Annotated in this window: 9 protein-coding genes; 4 read left to right on the forward strand and 5 right to left on the reverse strand. The window is 72.1% G+C overall.

Going from position 1 to position 12,702, the window contains the following annotated elements:
- Window positions 1–192: hypothetical protein (locus JQX11_RS29225; protein ID WP_204928217.1), on the reverse strand; the 192-nt coding region annotated here is incomplete at its 3' end.
- Window positions 193–551: 359 nt separating this feature from the next.
- Between JQX11_RS29225 and JQX11_RS29230 the strand changes: the two genes are divergently transcribed.
- Genes JQX11_RS29230 through JQX11_RS29240 form a run of 3 tightly spaced genes read left to right on the forward strand, consistent with a single transcriptional unit; the run spans window position 552 to window position 4,020 of the window.
- Window positions 552–2,072 (forward strand): serine/threonine-protein kinase, encoded by a 1,521-nt coding sequence (locus tag JQX11_RS29230; protein ID WP_204928152.1) that lies wholly within the window; start codon window positions 552–554, stop codon window positions 2,070–2,072.
- A gap of 17 nt (window positions 2,073–2,089) precedes the next feature.
- Window positions 2,090–3,394: a sensor histidine kinase gene (locus tag JQX11_RS29235; protein ID WP_204928209.1), complete on the forward strand. Its 1,305-nt coding sequence runs from the start codon at window positions 2,090–2,092 to the stop codon at window positions 3,392–3,394.
- Window positions 3,358–4,020 (forward strand): response regulator, encoded by a 663-nt coding sequence (locus tag JQX11_RS29240; protein WP_204928153.1) that lies wholly within the window; start codon window positions 3,358–3,360, stop codon window positions 4,018–4,020. The genes JQX11_RS29235 and JQX11_RS29240 overlap by 37 nt, the downstream gene beginning before the upstream one ends.
- 69 nt (window positions 4,021–4,089) lie before the next feature.
- On the opposite strand, the gene JQX11_RS29245 is transcribed toward JQX11_RS29240, so the two are convergent.
- The 3 genes from JQX11_RS29245 to JQX11_RS33520 all read right to left on the reverse strand — a co-directional run bounded on the left by JQX11_RS29245 (window position 4,090) and on the right by JQX11_RS33520 (window position 10,443).
- Window positions 4,090–6,654 (reverse strand): FtsX-like permease family protein, encoded by a 2,565-nt coding sequence (locus JQX11_RS29245; RefSeq protein WP_204928154.1) that lies wholly within the window; start codon window positions 6,652–6,654, stop codon window positions 4,090–4,092.
- On the reverse strand, window positions 6,654–7,460 hold the full coding sequence (locus JQX11_RS29250) for an ABC transporter ATP-binding protein (protein ID WP_204928155.1): 807 nt from the start codon (window positions 7,458–7,460) through the stop codon (window positions 6,654–6,656). Before JQX11_RS29250 ends, JQX11_RS29245 begins: the two co-directional genes overlap by 1 nt.
- Before the next feature lie 142 nt (window positions 7,461–7,602).
- A complete protein-coding gene (locus tag JQX11_RS33520; RefSeq protein WP_204928156.1) occupies window positions 7,603–10,443 on the reverse strand; it encodes a helix-turn-helix transcriptional regulator in 2,841 nt (946 codons plus the stop codon).
- An 826-nt stretch (window positions 10,444–11,269) separates the two neighbouring features.
- Between JQX11_RS33520 and JQX11_RS33220 the strand changes: the two genes are divergently transcribed.
- A complete protein-coding gene (locus JQX11_RS33220) occupies window positions 11,270–11,539 on the forward strand; it encodes a DUF5988 family protein (protein ID WP_204928157.1) in 270 nt (89 codons plus the stop codon).
- A 177-nt stretch (window positions 11,540–11,716) separates the two neighbouring features.
- On the opposite strand, the gene JQX11_RS29265 is transcribed toward JQX11_RS33220, so the two are convergent.
- A complete protein-coding gene (locus tag JQX11_RS29265; protein WP_204928158.1) occupies window positions 11,717–12,493 on the reverse strand; it encodes a thioesterase II family protein in 777 nt (258 codons plus the stop codon).
- Window positions 12,494–12,702 lie beyond the last annotated feature (209 nt).

Here is a 12,702-nt window from a genome sequence, read left to right on the forward strand (position 1 = left end):
ATTCGGCAACGTCGAAATATCATTACCCAACTGCGCCGTCTCCGAGGTGAACCTGTCCCCCGTCAACTGCATCCCGTCACCCGAGTCACCAGCAAACCGGATCACCACCCGGTCCAACTGACGCACCTCGGTCCTGCCGGGCGTCCCGCCGTCCGCCGCCGGCGCATCGTCGTACCGGGTGGTGGAGGTCATGGGCGATCACGTCCCTCTCTGCTGCGCGACCCGCACCACGACGGTGCGTTGCCGGCGAACGGCGGGCCGACACCCGGCCCCGGCGGTACCAGCGCAGCCATCGGCCGGCGCGGTACGGCGGCGCAGGTCCGTACCGCCGGGGTCGGCGACCCCGGCGTCAACCTGCGGGGTCGCCGACCGCATCAAGCGCCGGCGAGCGCGTGCGACCACACGCTAGGTTCCGGCCCCGGCCGTGCCAACCCTTAGCGATCCCCTACCCCCACCCGGCTGTGAGCGGCCCGGTGACGGGCTCTGCGGGGCGTCCACGGGGGACGGCGCAGGGGGCGCGTGCCTCGACCCGACATGGGACACTTGTCTACATGGGCGAGCTGACCAGCGGCGCAGTGGCCGAGCCGGGGTCACCGCTGCGGCCGGGCGATCCGGAGCACGTCGGGCCCTACCGGCTGCGTCGCCTGCTCGGCTCGGGCGGCATGGGGGTGGTCTTCCTGGCCGAGGCCCCGGGCGGGGGCCGGGTGGCGGTCAAGGTCGTCCACGACGAGCTGCGCTCCCGGCCGGAGTTCCGGCGACGGTTCGCCCGCGAGGTCGCCGCCGCCGGCCGGGTGGCCGACTTCTGCACCGCCCGGGTGCTCGACGCCGACCCGCAGGGGCCGGTCCCCTACCTCGTCACCGAGTACGTGACCGGCTCGTCCCTGCACGAGCACGTGACCCGGCACGGCTCGCTCTCCGGCCCGCAGGCCGAGGCGCTCGCCGTCGGCGTCGCCGCCGGGCTCACCGCGATCCACGCCGCCGGGCTGGCCCACGGCGACCTGACCCCCCGCAACGTCCTGCTGTCCCCGTTCGGCCCGAAGGTCATCGACTTCGGGTTGGCGAGCCTGATCGAGGCGCTCGACCCGACCACCGGCCCCTCGTACGGCACCCCGGGCTGGTTGGCCCCGGAACGTCTCGCCGGTTTCCCGCCGGCCCAGCCCGCCGACGTCTACGCCTGGGGCATCCTCGTCGGCTGGGCCGCCACCGGCCGCCTGCCGGTGGACCCCCGGGTGCACCCGGCCGGCCCGCCCGACCTGAGCGGGCTGCCCGCCGGCCTGGCGGCGGTGGTCGCGCGGGCGCTGCGCACCGAGCCCGGCCAGCGCCCCACCGCGCGGGAGGCGATGCTGATCCTGGTCGGCAGCGCCGACACGGCCAGCATCCGCTCGGCGGTGGAACCGGTGGCGGCCACCACCGAACAGCTCGACGGCACCCGGTGGTACCCGGCGGCCGGCCAGCCGGCCACCCTGGTCGCCCCGACACCACCGCCGCGTCGCCCGCCGCCGTCCTGGCCGGCGGTGCTGACCGGGGTGGTGGCGGTGGTGGCCCTCGTCGTGCTGGGCGTGGTCGCGCTGCGGCAGGCCGACCAGCGGGGCGCGCCGTCGGGCGGGGCGGGCCCGTCCGCGCCGCCCGGCGTCGTCACCCCGAGCCCCACCCCGAGCCCGTCACCCACCCCGAGCCCCACCCCCGCCACCGCGACCGGGCAGGACGGGTCGTTGGAGTTCACCGTGACGGGGGTGCACTGCGGGTCGCGCGAGATCGGGTTCTGGCCGTTGACCCAGAAGGCGGACGGCGTGTTCTGCATGGTCGACGTCGACGTGGTCAACAAGGGGTCCAAGGGCACCATCGTCTGGCCGCTGAGCCAACGGCTGGTCGACGCCGACGGGCGCGGGTACACCCCCGACACCCGTTCCCTGCTCTACTATCCGGACACGCAACGGTTGACGAAGAAGATCGAGCCCGGCGCGGCGGTCAGCGGATCACTGGTCTACGACACGCCGGTCGGCACCGAGCTGCGCCAACTGGTCGTCCACGACACGCCACTGAGTGCGGGCACCACCATCGATCTGCCGTGACCGGGGAGCCGGAGGACATGGACGTCGCCAACGCCGCGGAACTAACCGGGCGGGCCCTGTCGCGGGCGCTGTACGCCACCGGGCGCGGTGTGCTGCTCATCGCCAGCGCCGCCCTCAGCCTGGCCCTGCTCGTCGCCACCGTGCTCGCCACGGCGTTCATCTCGCTCGGCGTCGGGGTGCTGCTGCTGCCCCTGGTCACCCCACTGGTCCGCCGGGTCACCGGGCTGTGCCGGGACCTCGCCGGCCGCGCCGGCGTGCCGATCGCCACGCCCTACCTCCCGGCGCCGCCCACCGAGCGGGGCGTGGTCGGCTGGGTGCAACGCTGCCGGTCCATCCTCACCGACCCGGCGACCTGGCGGGACCTGCTGTTCCTCCTGCTCAACGTGCTGGTCGGCTTCGTGCTCGGCCTGCTGCCGGTCACCCTGCTGGTCTACTCGGTGGAGGGGCTGGTGCTCTCCGCCGGGTTCTGGATGCTGATGCGGGAGTCCGGGGTGGACTTCTGGTACGGCTTCACCCCGATGGACACCTGGCCGCACGCGGTGCTCGGCGCACTGGTCAGCCTGGTGGTGTTCGCGATCTGGGTGGCCGCCGCCCCCGGGCTGGTGGCCGGGCACGCCTACTTCGCCCGGACGCTGCTGGGCCCGAGCGAACGGGCGGAGATCGCCTCCCGGATGCGGCACCTCTCCGAGACCCGCTCGGACGTGATCAACATCCAGGCCACCGAGCTGCGCCGGATCGAACGGGACCTGCACGACGGCGCGCAGGCCCGGCTCGTCGCGATCGGCATGAAGCTCGGCGCGGCCACCCGCCAGCTACGCACCAATCCGGACGTCGCGGAGACCCTGCTGGTCGACGCCCGCAACGCGACCGCCAGCGCGCTGGAGGAGCTGCGCTGCCTGATCCGGGGCATCCATCCGCCGGTGCTGGCCGAGCGGGGGCTGGAGGACGCCATCCGGGCGATCGCGTTGGAGAGCCCGATCGAGGTCGACGTCACCGCCGACGTCCCCGGCCGGCTGGCCGCCCCGGCGGAGTCCGCCGTCTACTTCGCCCTGTCCGAACTGTTGAACAACGTGGTCAAGCACTCCAACGCCGACCGGGCCAGCATCGACCTGCGGCACGAGGACGGTTCACTGCGGGCCGTCGTGATCGACAACGGTCAGGGCGGGGCCGACGCCAGCCTCGGCACCGGACTCCGGGGCATCGAGCGGCGCTGTGCTACGTTCGACGGGACGCTCGACCTCAGCAGTCCCGAAGGTGGGCCGACCGTCGCGATCCTGGAGCTGCCGTGCGCGTTGTACTCGCCGAGGACCTCTTCCTTCTGAGGCAGGGAATGGTCCAGCTCCTCGAGTCCTACGACTTCGAGATCGTCGCGGCGGTCGACAACGGACCGGCTCTGCTCGACGCCCTGGTGACCCTCCGCCCGGAGGTCGCGGTGGTCGACGTGCGACTGCCGCCCACGTTCACCGACGAGGGCCTGCAGGCTGCCCTGGAGGCGCGTCGCCGCTGCCCCGGCCTGCCGATCCTGGTGCTCTCCCAGCACGTCGAGCAGCTGTACGCCAAGGAACTGCTCGCCGACGCCAGCGGGGGGATCGGCTACCTGTTGAAGGACCGGGTGCTCAACAGCGACCAGTTCGTCGACGCGATCCGCCGGGTCGCCGACGGGGGCACCGCGATGGACCCGCAGGTGATCTCCCAACTGCTGGCCGGCAGGTCCCGTCGGGAGCCGCTGTCGACCCTCACCCCCCGCGAGCGGGAGGTGCTGAAGCTGATGGCCGAGGGATGTTCAAATACGGCCATCGCCCAGCGCCTCATCGTCAGCCAGGGTGCCGTCGCCAAGTACACCACCAGCATCTTCACCAAGCTCGACCTCACCCCGGCGGACGACAGCAACCGGCGGGTGCTGGCCGTGCTGGCGTACCTCAACGGCACCCGGGCCGACGTCGGCTGACCCGGACGCCACACACGACGGTGCCCCCGGTCGGTCGACCGGGGGCACCGTCGTGTGTGCGGGTTGCCGTCACTCGACGGCGACGGCGGCCTCCGCCGGCCGGGAGAGCATCACCCGGCGGCCCGGCAGCACGGTGGCGGCGAAGGCGAGCACGGTCGCGCCCGCCACCACGGCCAGGTAGATCCAGATCGGTCCGGAGGGCACCGGTCGGCCCAGCACCACGATGCTGAACGGCATCAGCGTGGCGATGGAGGCGATGGTGCCGAGCACCACCCCGATGACCGCGACCATGCCCGCCTCCACGCTGAGCATCTGGAGGGCCTGCTTGCGGGTGGCGCCGATGAGCCGCTGCATGCCCAACTCCCGGCGTCGGCCGGCGGTCGCCACGATCAGGGTGTTCGCCACCGAGATCATCGTGTAGCCGGCGACCAGGGCGACGAGCAGGTAGTTGACCCAGGCCTGCGTCTTGGTCCGTTCGGCGAACGTGGTGATCGCGTCCCGTCCCTCGATCATGGTGCCCGGCTGGTTGGCGACCTTCTCCCGCAGGCTGGCCGTCAGCGCGTCCCGGCTGGTGCCGGGCTCGGCGGTGACCAGGATCTGCCGGGACAGGCCGGTCGTGCTGTGCGCGGCGAGCAGGTCGGCGGGGAGCAGGATCGTCTCGAACCCCTTCTTCGCCGGGTAGAGCGCCACCACCCGCAGGTCCACCGCCGAGCGGTCACCGAGCCGCAGGGTGATCTGGTCACCGACGCCGACGTTGAGGTTCTTGCCGGCCACCTCGGGCAGCGCCACCGTGTCGCCCCGCAGGTCCCCCAGGTTGCCGTCGCTGGTGCGCACCCCGGTGATGCCGGCGGCGCTGGCCCCGCTGACCCCCTGCAACGGCCAGGGCGACTCGACGTGCGACCCGTCGTACGGCTTGTTGATCCAGCCGGCGCTGGTCACGTACGCCGACGCCTCCTCGACGCCCGGCGCGGACCGGATCGCCTCCACCGTGTCGGCGGGGAAGCCGCCGGTGGTGGAGCTGAGCACCAGGTCGGCCCGGAGGTTGTCCGAGTAGTAGCGTTCGGCGGCCTCGTTCTGGGTGGTCTGGAGGTAGAAGTTGGCCACCGCCAGCGCCACGGCCAGCATGATCGGGGTGACCGCGGAGGCCACCCGGACGGCGCGGGTGCGGACGTTGACCGTGCCGAGGTAGCCGGCGAGGCCGAAGAACGCCCGCACCGGCAGGCTGAGCACACCGGCCAGCAGCCGGGTCAACCCCGGGCTGATCAACGCGATCGAGATCGCCCAGCACATCACCGCCGGCCCGGCGGTCGCGGACGCCACCGCACCCTGCATCACGATCGCCGTCACCAGGATCAGCGCGAACCCGGCGGCGAAGAACAGGATGGAGAACACCACCCGGGGCCAGCTCACCCACTTGCGCTGCAGAGCGGCCTCGGCGATGCCGGCGGTGGGCTTGGTCTTGGAGGGGCGACGACCGGCGACGTAGGCGGCCACCATGGCGGCGAAGATGCCGATCGCGGGCGCGGCCAGGTAGGGGATGAAACCCTGGTGGAACTGCACCACCGGCGAGATGACCCCGGCGTCGGAGACGATGTCGTAGAGCAGCGGCCCGAGGAACACCCCGGGCGCGCAGCCGAGGATCGCCGCACCGACCGCGACGACGAGCGCCTCACGGCGCACCATCGCACGGATCTGCCGGGGCGTCGCGCCGATCGAGCGCAGCAGCGCGATCTCCTTCTGCCGCTGCTGCACCGACAGGCCCAGCGTGCTGGCGACCACGAAGATCGCCACGAAGACCGTCATGCCGGCGAACACCCCGGAGAGCGGGATGAGCTGCGCCTGGCCGCCGACCGCCTCGGGGAACTCCGCCGCGCCCCGGTCGTCGCCGGTGAGCACGACGAGCTTGCGGTCGGCGAGGGTCCGCTCGATCCGGTCGCGCAGCGCGTCCAGATCGGTGCCGGGCTTGGCCAGCACACCGATCGCGTCCGCGGTGCCGGTGTGCGGGTTGAGCCGCCGCTCGTCGTCGTCGGAGAAGAACAGCGCCGACTGGCTCAGCTCACCGGGCGGCGCGGCGATGCCGGTCACCTGGAAGGACGACTGGACCCCGCTGACCACGACGTCGACCCGGTCGCCGACCTTGATCCGGGCCAGCTTGGCCACCGTCCGGTCCAGCACCACCTGGCCGGCCTGGGCCGGCGGCTGCCCGTCGAGCCGGTACGGCCCGAGCTGCGCCGACTCCCAGCGGTGGCCCAGCGACTGCGTCCCGACGATCACGGGTGCGCCGTTGCGGACGACGGTGGCGGCGAACGACGCCTCGGCGACCGCCCGTTCGACCCCGGGCACGCCCTGGATCTTGCCGACCAGCCCCGGGTCGATCCAGTACCGCTCGGCCAGCGGCACCGACTTGATGTTCTTGGTGTCCTGCGGGTCCTTCTTGGGCACACCGTAGGTCTGCTTGCCGCTCACCACCACGTCGGCCGCCGCCAGCCGCTGCGGCGGGACGGCCATCCGGATGCCGGTCTCCATCAGCCCGCCACAGGCGACGATCAGCGCCACGCCGAAGAAGACCGCGATGAACGTCGCGATGAAGGCGAGCTTGCGGTAGCGCAGGGTGCGCCACGCGAGGTACGTCATCAGAAGCCACCCCTGCCGGTGGCCTGCGGCGCGCGGTTCTGCTGCCATGCGGTCAGGTGGGTCATCCGCTCGGCCACCACGTCGGCGGTCGGCGCCTCCAGCTCACCGATGAACTGCCCGTCGGCGAGGAACAGCACCCGGTGCGCGGCGGCGGCGGCGACCGGGTCGTGGGTCACCATGATGATGGTCTGGCCACCGCTGGAGACCGTCTCGCGGAGCAGTTGCAGCACCTCGATGGTGGTCTGGGTGTCCAGCGCGCCGGTCGGCTCGTCGGCGAAGATGACCGCCGGTCGCATGATCAGCGCCCGCGCGATCGCGACCCGCTGCTGCTGACCGCCGGACAGCTCGCTCGGCAGGTGCTTGCGCCGCTCGGCCAGGCCCACCCGGCCCAGCACCTCCACCACGGAGTGCCGGTCGGGCCGGCGGCCGGACAGCCGGAACGGCAGGCCCACGTTCTGCTCGACGTTGAGCGCCGGCATCAGGTTGAACGCCTGGAAGATGAAGCCGACCCGCTCCCGGCGCAACCGGGTCAGCTGGTTCTCGTTCATGCCGCTGAGTTCCTTGCCGTCCAGCACCACCGAGCCGGACGAGGGCACGTCGAGCCCCGCCGCGCAGTGCAGGAAGGTGCTCTTGCCGGAGCCGGACGGCCCCATCACGGCAGTGAAGCTGCCCCGGGGGAAGCTCATTGTGACGCCCCGTAGCGCGTCGACGCGGTTGTCGCCGCGTCCGTACGTCTTGCGCACGTCGTCGAGCCGCACCGCGTCGGCGCCACTGGCCGGCGTCCGCCGGTCCTTGTTTCTGTCCACCTCAAGCTCCCCGCAAAAGAACGTCGCCGAACGGCGGTGGGTACATGTTTCACGGTATGGATCGGGCCGTTTGCGCTCAATGGAGCTAATGACCCGAAGGGGTGGGCCTAGGCCCACCCCGGAATCGCCACCTCTGACGAGCTCAGCTCGCCTGGACCGCCGACTCCCACTGCGGCCAGGAGCGCTCGGCGCCGCCCGGCGCCACGGCGAGCAGCCCGGCCCCGGCGGCGTCCATCGGCAGGCCCAGCGACAGCTCGGTACGCCGCCGGACGTTCAGTTTCCGGTAGACCCGGGTCAGGTGCTGCTCGACCGTGCTCACCGTGATGTAGAGCTTCTTGCCGATCTCCCGGTTGGTGTGGCCGAGCGCGGCGAGCGTCGCCACCCGCTGCTCGGCGTCACTGAGCCGGGACATCTCCTCGTGCTCCGGCGGGGTGTCCGGGTCGTCGGCACCGGCCGCGTCGCCCCCGGGCAGCAGCCGGCGGCACAGCGCCTGCGCCTGGATGTCCTTGGCGAGCTGCATCGCGCTGCGGGCCACCACCCGCGAGGTGTTGAACTCGCCCCGCCCGTAGTGCGCGCTGCTGAGCGCGGCCAGGGCCAGGAAGAGCTGGTAGCGGTCGCCGGACTCCTGGAGCAGGTTGGCCGCCTGCCGCAGGGTGTTGACCCGCTGCTTCACGTCCAGCGCGGAACCGAGCAGCCGCAGCGAGATGCCCCGGGTACGGGCGTTGTCGGCACCGGGCCGCGAGAGCTGCTCGGTCACCATGCCCCGGGCCCGGTCGGGCCGGCCGGAACGCAGGTAGACCTGGGCCAGGTCGCCGCGCCAGGGCAGCAGGGTCGGCAGGTCCATGCCCCACTGGGTGGCCAACTGCCCGCAGGTCTCGAAGTCGGCCAGTGCCGCGTGCACCCGCCCGCCGGCCAGGTGCAGGTGACCCCGGGCCCGCAGGTACATCGGCCAGAACCAGGTGTCGCGCATCGCGTCCGGGATGACGTGCTTGAGCTGCGCCTCGGCCTCGTCGAGCTTGTCCATGCCGATCTTGGCGAGCAGCATGTTGGACAGCGGTGAGCCGATCGCCACGCCCCAGTTGTGCGGGGACATCGCGTCCAGCGCCTCCCGGGCGAACCGCTCGCTGAGCGGCAGGTCGCCCTGGCGCAGCGCGATGTGCGAACGGACGTCGGACAGGATGGCGTGCCAGGTGGTGGCGCCCCGGGCGCCGGCCTCGGTGCCGAGCACGTCGCACCAGTGCACGGCGCGGTCCATCCGGTCGGCGTAGACCAGCGTCTGGAGGGCGCACAGCGCCGACTCCAGCCCGACGTCGACCAGCAGGTGGCTGCCGAGCACCTGCTCGGCGCGGGCGATCACCTCGTCGGTCACCCCGTCGGTGAGCACGGCGGTCAGCGACGGGGTGGCCGAGCCGAGGGAGCCGTCGGAGCGGACCGGGGCGCCGGCCGGCGCGGCCGTCGGGCCGACGTCGGTGCTGGCGTCCAGCTCGGCGAAGGCGACCGGGAAGTGCAGCCGTAGCCACTCCGCGCACCCCTCCAGCTCGGCGGCGGTGGTGGCGTCGAGCTGCTGCCGGGTGTCGCGCAGGTGCCGCAGGGTCTCCTGGGCGTCCGCCCGGTGGCCGTGCCAGAGTTGGTAGCGCAGCAGGGCGGCGGCGTGCCGTTCGGAGAGGTGACCGGCCCGCAGCGCCTCGCGCTGCGACTGGAGGTGCTGGCTCACCGCCGCCGGGTTGACCCGCCACTGGCAGGCGGCCAGCATCGCGGTCAGCGCCGCCCGGCGCGGCTCGTCGTCGCACATCTCGTGCGCCAGTTTGAGCGACTCCACCGCGTCGTCGACGCGGTCCTCGGCCAGCGCGTGGGTGGCCGAGTCCTGGAGCACCGTGATCGCCCACGGTTCGGCCAGGCCACCCGCGGCGAGCAGGTGCCCACCGATCGCCGGCGCCGGGGCGCCCTCGGCGTGCAGCAGTTCCGCCGCCCGGGCGTGCATGTCGGACAGCGCGTCCGGGGCCAGGTCGTGCAGGACGGCCGCCCGCGCCGCCGGGTGCCGGAACCGGCCGCCGTGCAGCAGACCGGACATGGTCAGCGCGTTGAGCACCCACTGGACCCGGGCCGGCTTGGTGTCCAGCAGCCGCGCCAGCAACGCCGGGGTGGCGAAGTCACCGAGCAGGGCCAACCCGTGGGCGGTCTCCAGGATGGTCGGGTCCCAGCGGCGCAGGCAGGACAGGACGGCCTGGCGGAACTGGTCGCCGACGGCCACCCCGGTGGGCTCCGTCGACCCGGCGACCCGCCGGTCCTGGCCGAGCGCGTGCAGCAGCAACGGGTTGCCGCCGCTGACCTCGTGGTACGCCGGAGCGAGCGCCGTGGCCGTCTCGTCGTCGGTCCAGCCGCGCAGCAGATCGGCGACCCCCGCCTCGGACAGCGGTGACAGCTGGATGTTGCAGAAGCTCGCCTGCCGGCTGATCTCGGCCCGGAACTCCGGGTGGAACGGCTGCGGTTGCGGCGACTCGGTGAGCACCACCAGGATCTGCGCGGCGGTGAGCCGGCGCTGGAGGTAGAGCAGGGTGTGCAGGGTCTGCTCGTCGGCGAACTCGACGTCGTCGACGAGCAGCACGAGCGGCCGGTTGCGGGCGATGTCGAGCAGTTCGACACACATCGCGTGCACGGCCCTGATGTCGGCGTCGCCCTCCGTGGCGACGCCCTCGATGTCGACGAACGCGCCGATGCGCCGCATCACCTCGGCCGGCAGCGTCACACTGTGGAACAGCTGCCCCATCACGGCCGCGGGCAGCAGGCGTTCGGCCCGGGAGCAGGCGGCGCGCAGCACCAGCCCGCCCGCCGCGCCGACGTGGTCGGCGAAGGCCCGCAACAGCTCGGTCTTGCCCGTGGCACCGGGGCCGCTGATCAGTGCGACCCGCCCCCTGCCCGTGGCACTGTCGGAGTAAAGGCCCCGCAAGATGTCAAGCTCGCGGCTTCTCTCCACAAAATCCACCCGTCTCCCCCCAGGTCAGCGATGAGGCATCGAACGGGCGCTGCCGACTCCGGGCCAGGCCCCCCGACGAAACCGTTCGGCTCGATGCCACGCGGCCACCGGGACCCACCCGGTCACCGGCCACGTCGGCCGGCAAACCGGGCCTTGCAATGATGACTGCCAATTGATTGATGACTTTCACCGCGTCCCGACGGCGAGCACAGCATACATAGACACCCGTACAAGAGGGTAGTGGGGTGGTGATACTTCGTCACCGATATTACGAGCAGGGATGGCGTTTTGTCGGTTTGTTGTCCCTGGTCGAGAAATTACCACTCGGTAGCAATTACATGATCGAAGAGTCATCGCGACCCCTCCCACCTGCAGGGATGGCCGCAGATTCACCCCTCGGCACAGGGCCCTGACCTGGGAAATGACTCCGACAGAGGTCTCCTACCGGAATTTTTCGGGCCAACTCCCCCGGCCCGCACGGTTACCCCCGACGTCGGCACACCACCACCCACCGGACGAGAGGCAGCGAATCGGGCAATCTACTCTTGAGCAAAAATTGAGTTTCGGGGAGAAGACGACCCTATTACAGAAGCAATTCATAAGCCACGGTCAATGCTGTCACCCATGCGACAAGCCGAGGGCCGCACAAATGCGACTCACCGGGCCACAAAGTAACCGCAGGTTGGCCGGCCGTTGAAATCCGGTCGCCGGCCGGGAGTTAGGGGTCGCTTCCGGGTATGCGCCGGCCGGCGCTGCCGCCACGCTGGAGGCATCCGAGGGCAGTGACGCGAAACACGGTTTCCCAGCGTCGCCGCCCCCAGCCGAGGAGGAAAGCGTGGACGATCTCACACGGGTGAGCAGCGCGCGGCGGTTCAGCGGCGTTCGCGGCGACGACCACTTCGACGTCGTGCTCGAGGGTGGCCCGGTCGGGCTGACCGCCATCGAGCGGGCCCACAGCGCGCCGGCCGGCACCGGCCGGATCAAGGTGCCCTACCTGGGCGGCTACGAGCACTTCGAGCGTTCCAGCGACCACGACGGCCTCAACGACGACGCCTCGCGGGTGGTGGTCTTCCACTGGACCATGCGGACGAAGATCGCCGAATGACGGATACGACGGGCGGGGCGCCGGTGATCGGCGCCCCGCCCGTCGTGGTGTCCGTACCCGGTACGACCGGCGACCCGCCCGACGCCTGCGGCGGCGTCGGACGGCTACCCACCGGTCCCCGTCAGAGGAGTGCCCCGTCCCGGGAGGGCCGACATCCCGGCCGGGGCACGGATCCGGTCAGGCCGCCGGGTCGCCGGGGACCGCGCGGCGCAGCTCCGCCCCGATCAGCTTGATCACGTCGGCGGCGTGGTCGTTGAGGTAGAAGTGTCCGCCCGGGTAGACCCGGACGTCACACTCCGCGGTGGTGTGCCGGGCCCAGTCGTGCGCCTCGTCCACCGTGGTCATCGGGTCCGCGTCCCCGGTCAGCACGGTGATCGGGGCGTCCAGACGCTGGTCCGGGTCGGTCCGGTAGGTCTCCACCGCCTTGTAGTCGCCGCGCACCGCGGGCAGGATCATCGGCAGCAGCTCCGGGTCACCCAGCACCCTCGGGTCCGAGCCGCTGAGCCGGGCCAACTCCCGCAGCACCCCGGCGTCGTCGCGGGTGTGCACGTAACGCTCGTCGCGGACCCTCGACGGCGCCCGGCGACCGGAGGCGAACAGGCGCACCGGCGGCTGACCCGTCCGCGTCTGCAACCGCAGCCCCACCTCGTAGGCGAGCACGGCACCCATGCTGTGCCCGAAGAGCGCCACCGGCCGGTCCAGCCACGGCCGCAGCGCCTCGAACACCCCGTCGGCCAGGTCGGCGACGGAATCCAACACCGGCTCGTGCCGGCGGTCCTGCCGACCCGGGTACTGGATCGCCAGCACCTCCACGGTGGGCGAGAGGGCCCGGGAGACCGGGAACAGGTAGCTGGCCGAGCCGCCGGCGTGTGGCAGCGCCACCAGCCGGATCACGCTGGTCGGCGACGGATGGAACCGCCGTACCCAGAGGTCGTTCTCGAGCGTTGCCGTCATCACTGGTCCCCTACCGGATCGGCGCTGCGGGTGCGCCCCACAGCAGGACGTTCTCCAGCGGGCCACCCCCGTGCCGACGCCCCGGTCGGCCCGCCGGATGCGGTGTCGCGCCGGTGCCCTCGGGTGGCTCCGGTGCCCGCAGTCGATGCGAGCGTAGGAACGCTCGAAACGCCGGAACAACCCCTAAGCAGCGCTCGTCCCCCCTAGGC

The organism is Micromonospora humida (genome assembly GCF_016901255.1).
Taxonomy (GTDB): Bacteria; Actinomycetota; Actinomycetes; order Mycobacteriales; family Micromonosporaceae; genus Micromonospora; species Micromonospora wenchangensis.